This is a genomic window from Rhodococcus sp. 05-339-2 (assembly GCF_002258965.1).
In the GTDB taxonomy this organism is placed as follows: Bacteria; Actinomycetota; Actinomycetes; order Mycobacteriales; family Mycobacteriaceae; genus Rhodococcoides.
Genome location: NZ_NOYW01000004.1, coordinates 560,316 through 575,580, shown reverse-complemented (window position 1 = coordinate 575,580; position 15,265 = coordinate 560,316). Strand labels below are relative to the sequence as shown.

General features: G+C 65.1%; 17 protein-coding genes. 3 read left to right on the top strand and 14 right to left on the bottom strand.

The features are described from left to right. Positions 1-17 precede the first annotated feature (17 nt). Positions 18-554, bottom strand: a complete 537-nt coding sequence (locus CH273_RS03805) for a hypothetical protein (protein WP_032396613.1) — start codon at positions 552-554, stop codon at positions 18-20. A gap of 61 nt (positions 555-615) precedes the next feature. After that, on the bottom strand, positions 616-1,083 hold the full coding sequence (locus CH273_RS03800; protein ID WP_094637948.1) for a winged helix-turn-helix transcriptional regulator: 468 nt from the start codon (positions 1,081-1,083) through the stop codon (positions 616-618). 93 nt (positions 1,084-1,176) lie between these two features. Here CH273_RS03800 and CH273_RS03795 point away from each other — a divergent pair, with 93 nt between their 5' ends. Beyond that, positions 1,177-2,346 (top strand): thiolase family protein, encoded by a 1,170-nt coding sequence (locus CH273_RS03795; RefSeq protein ID WP_032396611.1) that lies wholly within the window; start codon positions 1,177-1,179, stop codon positions 2,344-2,346. Between the two features lie 98 nt (positions 2,347-2,444). On the opposite strand, the gene CH273_RS03790 is transcribed toward CH273_RS03795, so the two are convergent. The 8 genes from CH273_RS03790 to CH273_RS03755 are packed head-to-tail and all read right to left on the bottom strand — an operon-like array spanning position 2,445 to position 9,449. Further along, the gene (locus CH273_RS03790) at positions 2,445-3,071 is read right to left on the bottom strand and encodes a TenA family protein (protein ID WP_032396610.1); all 627 of its coding nucleotides are present in this window, start codon (positions 3,069-3,071) and stop codon (positions 2,445-2,447) included. After that, complete coding sequence (locus CH273_RS03785; RefSeq protein WP_032396609.1) at positions 3,068-3,820, bottom strand: glutamine amidotransferase; 753 nt, start codon at positions 3,818-3,820, stop codon at positions 3,068-3,070. Before CH273_RS03785 ends, CH273_RS03790 begins: the two co-directional genes overlap by 4 nt. Positions 3,821-3,829: 9 nt before the next feature. After that, complete coding sequence (locus CH273_RS03780) at positions 3,830-4,843, bottom strand: phosphotriesterase family protein (RefSeq protein ID WP_230596920.1); 1,014 nt, start codon at positions 4,841-4,843, stop codon at positions 3,830-3,832. A gap of 11 nt (positions 4,844-4,854) precedes the next feature. Then, positions 4,855-5,889: an ABC transporter permease gene (locus CH273_RS03775; RefSeq protein WP_032396607.1), complete on the bottom strand. Its 1,035-nt coding sequence runs from the start codon at positions 5,887-5,889 to the stop codon at positions 4,855-4,857. Further along, positions 5,886-6,668 (bottom strand): ATP-binding cassette domain-containing protein, encoded by a 783-nt coding sequence (locus tag CH273_RS03770; RefSeq protein ID WP_032396606.1) that lies wholly within the window; start codon positions 6,666-6,668, stop codon positions 5,886-5,888. The genes CH273_RS03775 and CH273_RS03770 overlap by 4 nt, the downstream gene beginning before the upstream one ends. 4 nt (positions 6,669-6,672) lie before the next feature. Continuing rightward, positions 6,673-7,686 carry a substrate-binding domain-containing protein gene (locus CH273_RS03765; protein ID WP_032396605.1) on the bottom strand — a complete coding sequence of 338 codons (1,014 nt, stop codon included), beginning with the start codon at positions 7,684-7,686 and terminating at the stop codon, positions 6,673-6,675. Next, positions 7,683-8,579, bottom strand: a complete 897-nt coding sequence (locus CH273_RS03760; protein WP_032396604.1) for a carbohydrate kinase family protein — start codon at positions 8,577-8,579, stop codon at positions 7,683-7,685. The genes CH273_RS03765 and CH273_RS03760 overlap by 4 nt, the downstream gene beginning before the upstream one ends. 3 nt (positions 8,580-8,582) lie before the next feature. Continuing rightward, positions 8,583-9,449, bottom strand: a complete 867-nt coding sequence (locus tag CH273_RS03755; protein WP_230596918.1) for a BtpA/SgcQ family protein — start codon at positions 9,447-9,449, stop codon at positions 8,583-8,585. Positions 9,450-9,650: 201 nt separating this feature from the next. Here CH273_RS03755 and CH273_RS03750 point away from each other — a divergent pair, with 201 nt between their 5' ends. After that, positions 9,651-10,676 carry a LacI family DNA-binding transcriptional regulator gene (locus CH273_RS03750; protein ID WP_032396603.1) on the top strand — a complete coding sequence of 342 codons (1,026 nt, stop codon included), beginning with the start codon at positions 9,651-9,653 and terminating at the stop codon, positions 10,674-10,676. Here CH273_RS03750 and CH273_RS03745 read toward each other — a convergent pair. From CH273_RS03745 to CH273_RS03735, 3 genes are read right to left on the bottom strand one after another with little or no spacing between them, the layout of a single operon-like run. Next, positions 10,637-11,734 (bottom strand): M20 family metallopeptidase, encoded by a 1,098-nt coding sequence (locus tag CH273_RS03745; protein ID WP_052049864.1) that lies wholly within the window; start codon positions 11,732-11,734, stop codon positions 10,637-10,639. The two genes, CH273_RS03750 and CH273_RS03745, sit on opposite strands and share 40 nt — an antisense overlap. Beyond that, positions 11,724-12,587 carry an alpha/beta fold hydrolase gene (locus CH273_RS03740; RefSeq protein WP_032396602.1) on the bottom strand — a complete coding sequence of 288 codons (864 nt, stop codon included), beginning with the start codon at positions 12,585-12,587 and terminating at the stop codon, positions 11,724-11,726. The genes CH273_RS03745 and CH273_RS03740 overlap by 11 nt, the downstream gene beginning before the upstream one ends. Continuing rightward, complete coding sequence (locus CH273_RS03735) at positions 12,581-13,777, bottom strand: alpha/beta hydrolase family protein (protein ID WP_032396601.1); 1,197 nt, start codon at positions 13,775-13,777, stop codon at positions 12,581-12,583. The genes CH273_RS03740 and CH273_RS03735 overlap by 7 nt, the downstream gene beginning before the upstream one ends. Positions 13,778-13,846: 69 nt before the next feature. Here CH273_RS03735 and CH273_RS03730 point away from each other — a divergent pair, with 69 nt between their 5' ends. Then, complete coding sequence (locus CH273_RS03730; RefSeq protein WP_032396600.1) at positions 13,847-14,602, top strand: TspO/MBR family protein; 756 nt, start codon at positions 13,847-13,849, stop codon at positions 14,600-14,602. Here the strand turns inward: CH273_RS03730 and CH273_RS03725 are convergent. After that, positions 14,599-15,264, bottom strand: coding sequence for a TetR/AcrR family transcriptional regulator (locus CH273_RS03725; protein WP_052049861.1), 666 nt, complete (start codon positions 15,262-15,264; stop codon positions 14,599-14,601). The two genes, CH273_RS03730 and CH273_RS03725, sit on opposite strands and share 4 nt — an antisense overlap. Between the last annotated feature and the right edge of the window lies 1 nt (position 15,265).

The following is a 15,265-nucleotide window of genomic DNA, read 5'->3' as shown; positions in this document are numbered from 1 at the left end:
CCTGAACGTACTCGGCCTCAGCGTCGGTCGGCCCTGTGTTGAACACCCGCGAAAACTGCACCGATCACGATCGACACTGCCAGGCATTCGATCAGGAACACGAGACTCGATTCTCGGAACAGCGGCGACTCCGACATCTGCGCGGCCATCGAGTCGGGGTGAACCAAGGCAATGGCCGAGACCTGCGGCGGACTGACGGCGGCGGAGGCCCACAAGGAAGCTCCGAGAAACACCGACGTCGGCAAGGGCCACCAGAACAGCGACTGCCGAGATCCTCGAATCCGTGCTGCCGCAGCAACCACGCACAGTGTCAGTGCGCCGATGACGAGCGACGACGGAAACCACGGGGGACCCTGTTCGGTGAACAGTTGCGCGTAACCAATGATCGATACGCTTCCGGTCTCGCCGGATACAGCCGCCGGGTCGAAGGGCGCGAGGGGCGCGGCGAAGTGCCACAGCGATGACAGGGCTGCGGCCAGGGTGAGACCGAAAACCAGTGCGGTCCAGGCCCTGTCTGGTCGGCCTCCGGTGCCACGCCGTCGATCGTTGCCCACGTGCAGCAGGTTACGGGTCGTGCCCGCTGTGTGTGCGCCTCTTCGAGTCGAACACCGGAGGCTAGGCGATGCGCACTCTCAGTTCGTTCACCGGCACTTCCGCGCCGTTGTTGTCGGTGATCCGGACGTGCACTGGGTTTCCTTGTGCATCAACCACATCGAGGGGCCCGTCATCATCCTGTAGATACTCGTCGCCCCATTGCATCAGCCCGAGTACGACGGGCAGCAGGTCTTCCCCCATTTTCGTCAGGATGTACTCGTAGCGTGTTCGTCCTTTGTCGGGGCGGTAGGGCTGTTTGACGAAGATTCCCGCGTCGACGAGTTCTTTGAGTCGGGCGGCGCTGCTGGCGTCGGTGATGCCGACGCGTCGGCTGAAGTCGTCGAATCGCGTCGTGCCGTAGAAGGCCTCGCGCAGGATCAGCATGGCGGATCGGGTTCCGACCACGGACAAGGCGCGCGCAATGGAGCAGCGGTCGCCGGCCGTCCAGGAGTCGAGGTCGGACAGTGGGCCGTCCATGTGGAGGGGCATGTCACGATACTACTAACTTTACAAAACTATAGCCAGATCGTACCGTGGTGTCAGCGATCCGATAGGAACGGGTCGATCGGACAAGGAGCCGTCATGAGAGACGCAGTCATCGTCGAGGCAGTCAGAACCCCGGTCGGGCGGGGCAAGGCAAACGGCACTCTGCATCCCGAACATCCAGTGGACCTGATGGCCCACAGTCTTCGGGAAGTTGTGCAGCGCAGTGGAATCGACCCGAACCAGATCGACGACGTCATCGGTGGTGTCGTCACCGCAGTGGGGGATCAGGCGTCGAACATGACTCGACGTGCTGCATTGGCGGCGGGCTATCCCGAATCCGTGCCTGCGACCACGGTGGACCGTCAGTGCGGAAGCAGCCAGCAGGCGATTCACTTCGCCGCTCAGGGCGTCATCTCCGGCGCCTACGATCTGGCGATTGCGGCCGGGTCGGAGTCCATGAGTCGAATCCCGATGGGCTCGAACATGATCGGTACCGAGGACCCGGCAGGTGTCGGTTTCGCCGAGAGGTATCCGGACGGTCTCGTGCCGCAGGGCATCAGTGCCGAACTGATCGCGGCCAGGTGGGGTATCAGCCGGACCGAAATGGACGAATTCGCATTGTCCAGTCACGCGAAGGCCGCGGCGGCAACCGAAGAGGGACGCTTCAAGAGGGAGATCAGCGCCATCCGCGGGCTCGACCGTGACGAGGGGGTCCGCACCGGGTCGACGCTGGAGGCCCTGGCAGGGCTGCGTCCGGCGTACTACAGCGACGCCATGGCGCAGCGGTTCCCCGAAATCCAATGGAACATCACCGCGGGCAACGCAAGCCAGATCAACGACGGTAGCGCCGCGGTCATGATCACCACCAGCGAGAAGGCGAAGGAGCTCGGCCTCACGCCGATGGCCAGGCTGCACAGCTTCGCCGTGGTCGGTGACGATCCGCTGATGATGCTCACCGCCGTCATCCCGGCCACGCAGAAGGTGCTCGCCAAGGCGGGGTTGACGATGAGCGACATCGACCTGTTCGAGGTCAACGAGGCATTCGCCTCCGTGGTGCTCGCATGGGCCAAGGAGACCGGCGCCGATCCGAGCAAGGTGAACGTCAACGGCGGAGCCATCGCCATCGGTCACCCCCTCGGCGGCAGCGGTGCGCGCATCATGACAACCATGGTCCACGCCCTCGCCGAACGTGAGCAACGCTTCGGGCTGCAGGTGATGTGCGAGGCGGGCGGCCTGTCGAACGCCACCATCGTCGAACGCCTGTAAGTGCCTGCGGCAGTGGTGTGGTCGAGTGCCCCAGGCGGCACATGGGAGTGGAGCCTGCGGAACGACCCGCAGGCCTTGTCACACCACTGCCGCAGGCACTAGTCCATCGCCGCGTTGTGGAATTCGTTCTCGGCGGCCAACATTCCTGCGAACCACTCGTCCAGCCTTGCATCGTCCACAGCGTTCATGACGTCGACCTCTCGGGCCAACGCGTCGACCTGCGCCACGAAAGCAGGTCGGGTATGCATTTCTATCCACTCCTGCAGCGCCGGTTCGCGATCGGCCGACGTATCGAGTGCTGCGCGGCACCAGGACAGGTACAGGGTCTCGGCGGCGAACATCGCCACGAGTGCTGCAGCCCTGCCGTCTCGACGGGCAAGTCCCAACGCGTAGTCGGACAGTACGGACGAACTCTCGATCAACTCGTCGGTATCGCCGTCGTACGGAAACTGCTCACGTAGCCCGGCGAAGTACTCCCGCTGCTCACCGACGAGATTCGACAGTGACACCACATGATCGGTTGCGTCGTCCAAGGACTCGGACTCTGCGACGACGAGTCCCAGGATGCGCACCGCGGTGAGTACGAACGCCTCCTCGATCACCAGGTAACGCCGGAAGTGGTCGTCGCGTAGTGTGCCGTCGATCGATTCGACGATGAAGGGGACGCGCTGCGCAGCATCGAGGTTGCGTTGTTGCCGCGCAATCAGTTCGGCGGAGCGACTCATTCCGCGGACAACCAGGTGATCAGGCCGTCGAACAGATCGGTGTAGCCGAGCCACTGCTCGCAGAACTCCGGCGGTGCCCAGTGCGGCGAGCAGTCCGAGGTGAATACCGCCGAGCGGCCCTTGCCGTAGGTGCCCGCAGCGACGAGCGGATCTCCGTTGATGGTGGCGGGGACGGCAACTCCGTCCTTGGCGATCACTCGGTTGTAGCCCAGGAGTGCAGGCCACTCGATCCCACTGGCGCTCACGGTGGGGTGCTTGTCGTCGACGACCACGGGGACCATGCCACCTGGGGTCTCCACGCGATCGTCTTCGGCGAGCATCGTCACCGGCAGAGCGTCTGCGAGTGCTGTTTGCCGAAACGCAGCGCGGGCCTGGAACCCGGAGAACGAAAGGTATCCGCCGATCATCAGCAGTGCACCGCCGTCGTGCACCCAGTTCCGGAGCTCGACCAGGCGGTCCTCGCCTGCCTGAAAACGGTCGAAGACGCTGGGTGCGAGCTGAATCGAGTTGGCACCGATGTCCGAGAGGACGATGACGTCGTAGGCGGACAGAGCCTCGCCGTTACCGGGAAATTGTGTCGGCACCAGATGCGCCGGCATGTGCACCACGTCGTGTCCGCGGGAAGCCAGGGCGTCCTTGAGTGGTCCGACACCTTCCACGTAGGAGTGCACGGTGAATTCGTCGACGCCCTTGACGTGCGTCGAGGTGGTCATCCAGCTTTCACCGGCGATCAGAACTTTCTTACCCATGGTGGTTCTCTATCCTTTTCCGGCGCTCTCGAAGAGCGACCTCGGGTTGTCTCGCATGAGCGAGGACACGTGCTGGGGATCGATTCCGCTGCGCACGAGTCGTGCTGCGAAAGAGACTGGTACGTAGGCCAAACCGTTGCCACCGAATGTGCGGAGCATCGACTTGAGAAACAGGTCGTGACTGAGGAGCAATTGCCGTCGGTATCCGCCGCCGATGAGACCGGCGACCGCGAAGGCGGTGTCGGCGGGCGATGGAGACTGACCCTCACCCGGGAACTCGAAGGGCATGCCGATCATGTCGAATTCCAGATACACCCCGCGATCACCCAGAGCGCATTGGTAGTCGGGATCGTTGCCCGACGGGTCCATGTGGCAGAGCACCACAGCACTCGGGTCGACACCCATCTCCTCGACGACGATGTCGAGCACTTCGTGCCCGCGCCGCTGCCACCCCGGAAGGTGAACGAAGAGTGGTACAGCGACTTCTCGTTGCGCGACGCATGCGGCGCGTAACGCCTTCTTCTCGGCGGCGGTGAACGACGGCGAGACTCCGATCTCCCCGATGACCCCGGGGCGAGGCCCGTCGTTCGAGGAGAACTCGGCAACGAGTCCCGACGCGAGTTGGTCGACGCTCAGCGAGGCGACCTCGGCCGGGTGCGTGGCCTCGAGGTACCAGCCCGAGCCCATGACGACCCGGACGCCCGAGTCTCGGGAGTACCGTTCCAGGATCTCGGGTCGACGACCGATGCCCGGTGGTGTCAGATCGACGACGGTCGTCCCGCCGTGGTCGGCAAAGGTTTTCAGGTCCGCCAACACGGCCGCCGCGTCGTCGATCCGGCAATTGTCGGCGCTGTGATACGGATTGTCGTGCAACAGCCAGGCGTCCGAGGCCGAGATCGGTCCGGAAAGAATCTGCGCCACAGTGGGATCGGGCGATTCCGAGTACGCCACCGAGGCGTCGTTGTGCAGGTGCTCGTGCGGTAACACCAACCCCAGCTCGCTGGAGTCGACCGGACCGGTCACCGTCCGGACGATCACTGTTTGCCCGGTGCGCTCTGCAGGTGCTTGAACAGTGACGCCAACGAGTGCCCACGCATGTTGATCCAGATGGCGACGAGCAGAACGATTCCGGTGATGATGGGCGTGAGGAAGGGGCTCACGCCCAGCAGCGTCAGGCCGTTGGCGATGATGCCGGTGAGGACCGCACCGATCACGGTGCCGACCACGGTTCCTCGTCCACCGAACAGGTTGGTTCCGCCGAGCACCACCGCGGTGATGACGGTCAGCTCGAAACCGTTGGCGGAGTTGGCGGAACCCGATCCCAGTCGTGCGGCGATGAGCAGGCCGGCAATGCCGGCGGCAAGACCGGTGAACACCAGCGTCATCATCAACACGCGACGGGTGTTGACGCCGGAGCGTCGGACGGATTCGACGTTGGACCCGATTCCGGTGACGTAGCGGCCGAAGCGGGTGCGACCCAGCGCAACCGCGCCGATGACGACCACGGCGAGGGCGATCCAGGCGCTCGCCGAGAACCCGAGCCACGACGCAGTGCCGAGCTTGGCGAACGCGGTGCCCGGGGTGATGGGAACCGAGAAGCCCTCGGTGCGGTACAGCGCGATTCCGCGGATGATGGAGAGCGTGGCGAGTGTGACGATGAACGGTGGAATGCCCTGGTAGGCAGCGAGCCAGCCGTTGACCAGTCCCCACGCCGCACCCATCAGTGGAGCCGCGACGAACACGACCGAGGAGTCGACGCCTGCCTGGATGAGCTCGGCGCTCATCGCGGCGACGAATGCGACCGTCGCTCCGACGGAGAGGTCGATCTGGCCGGTGGTGATCACGAACGTCATCGCGACGGCGATGATCAGGACCGGTGCGATCTGCGTGGCGAGGTTGGAGATGTTGGTGAACGTCAGGAACGACGACGTGGTCACCGAGAAGACGAGGGCCACCGCGACGGTGACGGCCAGCATGGCCAGTGTCGGCTTGTTGGTCTGTTGCCACAATGTCGGTCGCGCAGCGAGTTTCGCGACGCTGGGCTGTGCGTTCTTGTCGATAGTGATCATGGGCGGCCTTCCGGCGAGGACGGTGAACGCTGGGGAACCGGAGTGCGAGTGATCAGTCCGACGAGCGATTCGATGTTCAGCTCGCCGATCGGAACGTCGTCGACGCTCTGTCCCTCGTACATGACGGTGATGCGGTCGCAGACTCGGAACAGATCCTGCAGGCGGTGCGTCACGAGGATGACGCCGACGCCCTGGGCCGCAACGTCCGTGATGAGTTTCAGGACCGATTCCACCTCGGCGACGGCCAGTGCGGCCGTTGGCTCGTCAAGGATCAACACGTCGGGCCGGAACGAGACGGCCCTGGCGATGGCGACCGTCTGCCGCTGCCCGCCCGAGAGTTGCCCGATCTCCTGGTACGTCGACTTCACTTTGACGTGCAGGTCCGCGAGGATCTTCGCGGCGCGTTCGTGCATGCCGTGCCGGTCCAGAAACGGTCCCTTGCGGGGTTCACGGCCGAGGAACAGGTTGCTCGCGACATCGAGGGTGTCGCACAGCGCCAGATCCTGATAGACGATGCCGATCTTCTGCTGCTGCGCATCGAGCGGTGTCGAGAAGCGCACCGGTTCCCCGTTGACTCGCATCTCACCACCGTCGTGTTGAACGGCGCCGGCAAGGATTTTCATGAGCGTCGACTTGCCGGCGCCGTTGTCTCCGACGACTCCGAGTACTTCGCCGCGTGAGAGCCGGAGGTCGACTCCCCGCAACGATTTCACCGGGCCGTACGATTTGGTGATTCCCGACAGTTCGATCAACGGTGTTGTCGGATCATGGTGTGCCATAGGGCTACTTCTCCAGGTAGTACATGTAGTCGCCCACGTTGGCGGGGGTGACGATCTGCGTCGGGACCGGGATGTCCGCGGGTGCGGTGCGACCGCAACCGAGATCGATCGCGGCGTTCATTGCCTCGTAGCCGAATTCGAAGGTGTTCTGCTGCACGACGCCCTCGAGCCAGCCCGCCTGGAGGGCGGAGACAGCCTGATCCGACAGGTCCCATCCGACGGCCTTGATCCGGTCCTGTGCACTCTGGCTGTTCACTGCCGCGACCAACCCGATGAGTGCGGGTTCGCCGGTGGCGTAGACGTATTCCATGTCCGGGTTGCCGGTGAGCAGGTTCTCCGCGGCGGTCTGCGCGTTCTCCTGAATGTTGCGCCCGTCGACGACCGTCCCGACGGTCATGCCCGCGGCGGAGACCGTGTCGGTGAAGCCCTTCTGACGTTCGAGCTGGATCGTGCTGTTGAGTGCGCCGACGATGCCGACGGTGCCGGTGTCGTTCGCCAGCTCGGCGAGTGTGTCACCGATCTGAGCGCCGCCCTCGGCGTTCGCTGTTCCCACCTGGGTCGAGATGCCCGGGTCGTCGACGGTGGCGTCGACGGCCACCACCGGGATACCTGCTGCGGCGGCCTTGGACACGGATGGCTTGATGCCGTCGGTGTCGATGGCGTCGACGATGATGGCGTCCACGCCGGAAGCGATGAGGTTGTCGAATGCGTTGGCCTGGGTGACCGAATCGTCGTTGCCGCTGATGATCTGGAGGTCGACACCGGCTTCGTCGGCGACCTTCTGGGCGGCGTTGTTGATCTGGTTGAAGAACAGAGCTTGCAGATTGATGGTCACCAGGCCGACCTTGAGGGTGCCGTTCTTGCCGTCGCATGTGTCGGCGACGCGGGACGGATTCGGAATGGACGACGCGGAGGCGTCGGTGCCGCCCGCGGTGTCGCTGGGGGCGGCGGAGTCGCACGCGGTGAGACCGAGGGCAAGTGCTGTGCCGAGGACGAGGGGGAGTGCGCGTTTGATCATCGGGTCTCCTGAAGATCGACAGTGGCCAGGGTGGCAGTGAATTCGTTGAGTTCGGTGATGCTGGGGCAGCCGCGTGGTCCGGCCGTGGCGCATGCGAGAGCAGCGGACGCCCCGGCGAGGCGCGCTGCATGAGCCGGGGCTTCGCCTGCGTCGACGAAGGCGATGTAGGTGCCGCAGAAGCAGTCTCCGGCTCCGACGGCGTCGACGACGTCGACCTGTACTGCGGGTTCGGTGATCGTCTCACCCGAGGGTGTCACCAGGGTCCACCCGTGCTCGCCGTCGGTGACGACGAGGTGAGTGTCGTGCTCGGCGGTCATCGTCGACCACCGTTCGGCATCTATGCCGAAGCTGTTCTGCCACAGGCTGCGTCCGACGATGACGTGATCGGCGAGGGCGAACGCATGGAGTGCGGCGTCGAGATCGTCGCAGCCGTCGAGATCGATGGCGAGGCTGACGTTGTCGGGCAGTTCGGCGGGGAGCATCTCTGCTCGGTAGCCGTCGACGAACAGTCGGCCGCCGTCGTCGGAGAGGGCCTCGAGGACTGCTGCCAGCCGTTGTGCGTCGTTGGCGTCGTCCTGGCTGATGATCGATCGATCACCGCCCTCGGCGATGAGAACGACTGCGGTGGAGAGGAAAGCGTCACGCGGGGCCCAGCTGGTGTCTACTCCGTCGTGCTCGAGTCCGGCGAGAAACTCGGTGGACCCGGCGTCGGGGCCCACTGCGCCGGCGAAGGCCACGCGGGCACCCATACGGGCTGCGGAGACCGCGGCATTGGCGTTCATGCCGCCGTCGATCGTGTCGATCGCCGTTGCCTGCACCCTCTCTCCCAGCACCGGGACATGCGGAACATGCACCGTCACATCGTTGTTGGCGTAGCCGAAGAAGACGATCATCGGCTATTTCCCAGCTGCGCGGGCGACGGCGCGAACCTTCTCGCCTGCGACGCGTCCCCACCAGCGGGCGTTCTCCTTCACCGACGACGCGATGATGGCCCCGTCGCATTCCTTCATCAGCTCGCCCACGTTGGCCGCGGTGATGCCGGAGCCGATGATCACAGGAAGCATCGTGTTGTTCTTGATCACCGAGACCTCGTCCACGGAGGCGGCGTCTCCGGTGCGGGAGCCGGTGGCGATGAGGACGTCGGCGTCGAAGAACTCGGCGTCCTCGGTCTGTTCGGCGATCGTGCGGTCTGCGACGATGGCATGCGCGCCGTGCTTGACGTGCACGTCCGCGAAGATCTTGACCGGGTCGGCACCGATGCGGTGGCGGAAGCGGGTGGTCTTGGCGGCCTGGCCTTCGATGAATCCTTCGTTGGCTATGTACGCGTTGGCCCACTGGTTGACGCGGACGAAGCTCGCGCCCGCTGCCCACGCTGCGGCCACGCCGCATTCGCCGGCATTGGACAGGATGCTCACGCCGACGCGGTCGCCGAAGTCGCCGACGACGGCGGCGGTGACGACGCCCATGCTGGCCGCGGTTTCGTATCCGTGTTCACCCGGCTTGAGAAAGGGTATGTCCCAATGGTTCTCGACGATGACTCCGTCGAAACCATTGTCGATGTATGCGTGCGCCTCGGCCAGGGCGAACTCGGAGATCTCCGAGACGGGCCGGCCCTTGTAGTGCGGGCTGCCGGGGAGGGCGGGCAGGTGGATGGCACCGATGAGTGCTGGTGCCGAGGTGAACATCGCGGCCAGGGCCGACGGCTTGGTCGGAAAGACTCCCAGCGACTGCTCTGGGTGCTGGTCCGACAGGGACGTACTCACGTAGGGAACTCCTCGGGTGATCGTCGGGCGAGATGATGTAATCGATTACCTCGCATGTATGCACCGTAAGGGATCGGTACCTATTCATGTCAAGGAATTTCGGAGTCGTTTATGTAAACGATTGCCTCTACTGTGTAAACAGCAACGCAAGCGACCGCGCGGTTCGATAGCCTCGGGTCCACACGTGAGAGTAGGAGTTGGATGCGTAAAGCAACCATTCGCGACGTTGCCGAGCGCGCAGGCGTCTCGACAGCCACGGTGTCTCGAGCGCTCTCGGGTTCACGTCCGGTCTCGGAAGACGTTGCTGCCACCATCCGACGGGCGGCCGAGGATCTGGGATATTCGGGCAACATCATCGCCAGTTCCCTGCGCCGCAACAGAACGGACACCGTCGGCATGGTGGTGCCGAGTATTGCCAATCCCTTCTTCACCTCGCTGGTGGTCAACGTCGAGCATGTGCTGTCACAGCGCGGCTTGCAGTTGTTTCTGTGCGACTCCCGATCCGACCCGGACGTCGAAGCGCAGAGGCTGCGCAGCTTGGTCTCGCGTCAGGTCGACGGCATCATCATCAGCCCGTGCCATGGCGAGCGGTCCGCAGAGGCCGTGCGCACCACGGCTCGCGCGATCCCTGTCGTCCAACTCGACCGGTTCGCGCTCGACACCCACACCGACTGGGTCGGGGTCGACGACGATGCCGCACAGGCGCTGGTGATGGACCACCTGGCCGCTCTCGGTGTTCGGAGCGCGGCATTCATCAGTTCCGAACTGACCAATTCGTCGACCGAGCTACGTCGAGCCGGCTTCTTTCGCCACGCGGAGCGAGTGGGTATCGAGACGCGAGAGGAGTGGACGCTGTTGGGCGACTACTCGATCGACTGGGGCCGTGAGTCGTCTCGGTCCGTACTCGAAGCAGCCTCTCGTCCCGACGCGGTGGTGTGTGCCGACGATCTGATCGCGCTCGGTGTGTTGCAGAGTTGCCAGGCTCTCGGACTGTCGGTTCCGACCGATGTCATGGTGACCGGGTTCGACGACATTCCGTTCTCCGCGTTGAGCAATCCGCCGCTGACGACCGTCCGGCAGCCGCAGGAACGGATTGCCGCCGAGGCCACGCGGCTGTTGGATCAGGCGATGAACAGCGACGAGACGGGCACCGCGCACATCGCTCTGCAGCCGGAGTTGGTGGTCCGTCAGTCGACGGTCGGCCAGGCGCGCGTCACGGCGGTGTAGGCGGTGATGGCCGCATCGAGTTCGTCGAGCGTGACGGTTTCGTCGGCGGCATGCATCAGGGCCGGAGTCCCCGGTCCCCACACGACGATCGGCGCACCGGGAGCCGCCGCGGCGATGATGGACGCGTCGGTGAAGTACGTGACCGGTTCTCTCGCAACGGAATGCGGCAGCTCGTCGATCCAGCTGTTGCCACCGGCCGTCCGCACACCGGGCAGGTCGATCCGTGCCTCGATGTGGTCGACCTCGGGTTGATCCCGCCACCACGACAGCAGTGCCGAGCCGTCACCGACGGTCCGGTGATCGACGACGACGTGTGCGGTGTCCGGGACGATGTTGGGGGCCGAACCCCCGTCGATCAACCCGACGTTGAACGTCTCGGCACCGAGGAACGGATCCGTCGACAGCGGGAGCTCGTCGCGTGCCCGTGCCAGGACGTCGACGAGCTTCATGATTGCACTCTCGCCTCGCTGGGGTGTGCTGCCGTGTGCTGCAATGCCTTTTGTGGTGACATCGACCCACAATGCTCCGCGGTGGCCCAGATGCACCTTGTTTCCGGTCGCCTCGGGCACCACCACGGCACCCACCGAACATTCGGCGACGGCGTGACGGGCGGCGAGCGCTCCGAGTGAGCCGATCTCTTCGTCGCTCGTGAGCAACAGTGCTGCAGGAACACCGTTCTCGAAGGCGGCGAGCACGGCGGCCGTGGCGGCCACCAGGCCTGCCTTCATATCGGACGTACCCCGGCCTCGCAGCACTCCGCCCTCGACGTCCGCGGCGAACGGATCGAACTGCCAGTTCGAAAGATCGCCCGCGGGAACGGTATCGACGTGGCAGGCGAACATCAGTCGCGTGGTCGTGGGAGGGGCGTCGTTGGTGATCAGCAGCCACGGGTGCGCGCCGTCTCGATCGCCCTCGACTGAAACGCCGGTCGTCCGCGCCCTCAGAAGGGATACGACGGCGTCCATCGAGGAGCGTTGGGGCGCAGGGTCGCCGGACACGGTGCGTTGCGTGACCAGTTCGGTGAGCATGCCGACGGCAGTGGTGCGGTCAAGTGCCATGGGGAGCACTCGATCGCATCACTGCAGCGGCAGCCGCATCGGGTGACTGTGTCGGAATCCAGTGCGAGACGCCGGGCAACACGGTCAGTGTGTAGGCCGCATCGACGTAGCGTTGGGCACTCTCGACGGTGGAGCGTCCGATGAAGGTGTCACCGTCACTCCAGACCATCGACGTCGGCACGGTGATGCGCAGGCGGCCGATGCCCGGGCTCGAGAACGGTAGGCCCCGATACCAGTCGACGGCGAAGGGCAGCGCGCCGTAGTCGACGATCTCCGTCTGCGTGCGTTCGAGATCGGCTTCGGTCATTCCGCTTTTCTCGTACCATCTTTCGGCCCTGCGGCCGGGTTGCGTCATCCACTTCTCGGGCAGCACCGGTAGTTGGAAGAACGCGAAGTACCAGGAATGCAGTATCTGTTTCGAGCTGAGCAGGCCGGTCATGAATGCGCCGGGGTGGGGTACCGAGAGCGCCGTCAGAGACGAGACCAGGTCGGGACGACGACCGGCGGTGACCCAGGCTATGTTCGCTCCCCAATCGTGTCCCACCAGGTGAACCGGCGTTCCGATGAGGTCGATCAGGGCGACCGCATCGCCCACCAGTGCGCCGACGCGATAGTCTCGTCGCCTCGTGGGCCGGGCGCGTGGGGAGTATCCGCGCTGATCCGGTGCGATCGTGCGCATCCCGTGCTCGTTGAGTATCTCCATCACCGCGGACCACGACGACGCACGTTCGGGAAATCCGTGCAGCAGCAACACGACCGGGCCGTCGAGCGGTCCCTGGTCGAGGACGTCGAACACGAGACCGGCGTGGGTGTACTCGGTGATTCGTTCGGGTGCAGAGCCGGTCGTCAGCATGTGCTGGGTACCGTCTGTCCTGCGAACCGGGCGGCCAGGAATTGCATTGCCGCTTCGTCGCTGACGTCGTGGCCCTGTTCGGGCTGTTCCTGGGCGACGACCGAATCGCCGAGGGCGCAGGCTTTCTCGACACCGTCGGCAGTCCACTGCGGCAGAACGACGTCGTCTTTCGCGCCGTACGCCACGAACAGCGGTACCTCCGTTCGCACCTGCGGGAGTGTGTAGCGATCGACCACGTCGATCAGCTTCTGCTCGGAGTCCGTCGAGTCGGCCGCGAACTCGTCGGGTGTCATCGCCTGGACGGCTCGCTCCTTGCCTGCGGTGTCGCCGCCCGAGCAGGTGAGCAGCAGTTCGTTGTTGGCCTCGGCGACACTGCCGCTGTAGTCCTTCGGATCGATCGAGGGGTCGACCTGCTCAGCGCCGTAGAGCAGGTACGGCAACAGTTCCTTCTGCGGCCTGGTCAGGGTGCCGTCGTTACTGGATCGAATCAACGGCTTCAGATCTGTCGGGGGCGAGAGCGACACCGATCCCACCAAGTCCAGGCCTTGACCGTAGGAAGCGGCGAGTTCGTTTGCAGCCCAGGCGGCTTGGCCACCCTGCGACAGGCCGACGGCAGCCCAGCGCGTGGAGACGTCGGGCAGCGCGGTGTGGGCCGCGCGAGCCGCGTCGATCATGTTGTTTCCGGTGGTTCGCGGCTCCAGGTACGGGTGGGTGCCACCGCCGGTGCCCAGGCCCTGATAATCGGGTAGCACGGTGACGTACCCGAGTGCGGTGAAGTCCTGCACCGCAAATTGGTATCCGAGCAGATCGGGATACAGGGTCGGTCCGCAATCGGCCTGAACTCCGGTGGTGCCGTGCCCGTAGACGATGATCGGCCACCCGCCCTCGGGCGGCGTGCCCGCCGGAACGGCTGCCACCCCGGAGACCGCGGTGGGGGAATTGTCGACGCCCGATGTCGATTCGTAGACGAATCGGTAGAGCGTGGCACCGGTCGCGGCGAGGGCGGGGGATCGATCACCGAAGTCCGCGGAATCGAGAACGGTGCCGGGCACTCCTGTGAACTCGTACTGCGGTTCCGGAGCAGACGTCGATTCCGTGGGAGCGGGCTCCGGCGTGGAACTGCATCCGGCGGTCACGGCCACCGCGAGGCAGCAGACGGCAGCAGAGATCGAACGCGAGTAGGAATGCACACCGCGTGTCTACCAGAACCGGGCTGCTGCTGTGTTTGCACTGCCCGTCGATCGGGGATCAACTCGACTGTGAAAATCGGCGTCGTTCTCAGTGCGGTCGTGGCCGTTGTCGTGTCTTTTCTCGGGTCGGGTGCATGGATCGGGACGCCCATCGCCGAAGCGGCGGACGGAGCGCTCAGTGCCACGTCGACTCTGGTGGCACCCGCGGGGCCCGCGTTCTCGATCTGGTCGGTGATCTACGCGGGGTTGATCGTCTATGCCGTCTGGCAGCTCCTGCCCGGGCGCACTGCACGCCACGACGCGCTGCGGGCACCGATCATCGCGTCGATGTTGCTCAATCCGGCCTGGATTCTCGCGGTCCAGTTCGGCCAGGTGTGGTTGAGCGTGCTGGTCATCGTGGCGCTGTTGGCGGCGCTCGTGCGCGTGTTCGTGCTGATGCAGCAGTTCCGGCCCGAGGGCGTCGCCGACGCAGTGATCACCGACGGCACGATGGGCCTCTACCTCGGTTGGGTGTGTGTCGCGACGATCGCGAACATCTCTGCCTGGTTGGTGAGCCTCGGGTTCACCGGCGGTGCAGGTGCAACCGTCTGGGCGATCGTGGTGCTCGTCGTTGCAGCGGCAGTAGGGCTGCTGCTCGCCCGCTACTCGCGCGGAGCGATCGCTCCGATGCTGTCGATCGGGTGGGGATTGGGATGGCTGGCGCAGGGTCGCCTGTCCGGCGAGCTGACCAACTCCACGGTGGGATACACCGCAATTCTCGCAGCCCTCGTGGTCGTCGTATCGACTGTGGTGACCAGGGTTCGCGGGCGTCGGTCGGTAACCTAGCCGCGTCCGAGGATCGCCTCGACAGCGTCGTCGACGTTCAGGGCCGGGTCCAGAACCGGTGCGGTACGCAGGCACGCGACGATGATGTGCACCAACCATTCGACCATCTGCTCGACGTCGATTCTGGCGTCCTGTTCGAGCCATCGGGCCGTCGCGCCGTCGATTGCCGCGACGATGCTGTGACCGACGAGTCCGACGCCTGCGTTCTCCGCGTCGAGTCCGAGTTGCGTGGCCGCCGCCTCCAGCACTGCGGTTCGCGCGTTCTCGAACACTTCCCAGGCTTCGGGGTCTGCGCCTCTGCCGCCCAACACCATTCGTAACGCCAGTCCGCGGTGCCGGCTGAGATAGTTCAGGTGGCTGGTCAGCGCAGCCCGAATCTGGATGTCGGGTGTCGAGTCGGGAATGTCCGCGAATGCCTCCGACATGGCCGCGGCGGTGGCCCGCATCGCCTCGAGGTAGATGCCCCTCTTGTTGCCGAAGTAGTGGAACAGGAGGCCGTGGGCAACGTCGGCCGACTCGACGATGTCCGAGACGGCGACCTTGTCGTAGTCGGCCTCGGCGAACAGGCTCGCCGCTGCGTCGACGATTCGCTGCCGGGTCTCGGCCGCTCGGGCGGTGGCCCGGTTGGCTCGGGCAACCGGTTTGGCGGAACGATCTGGCACC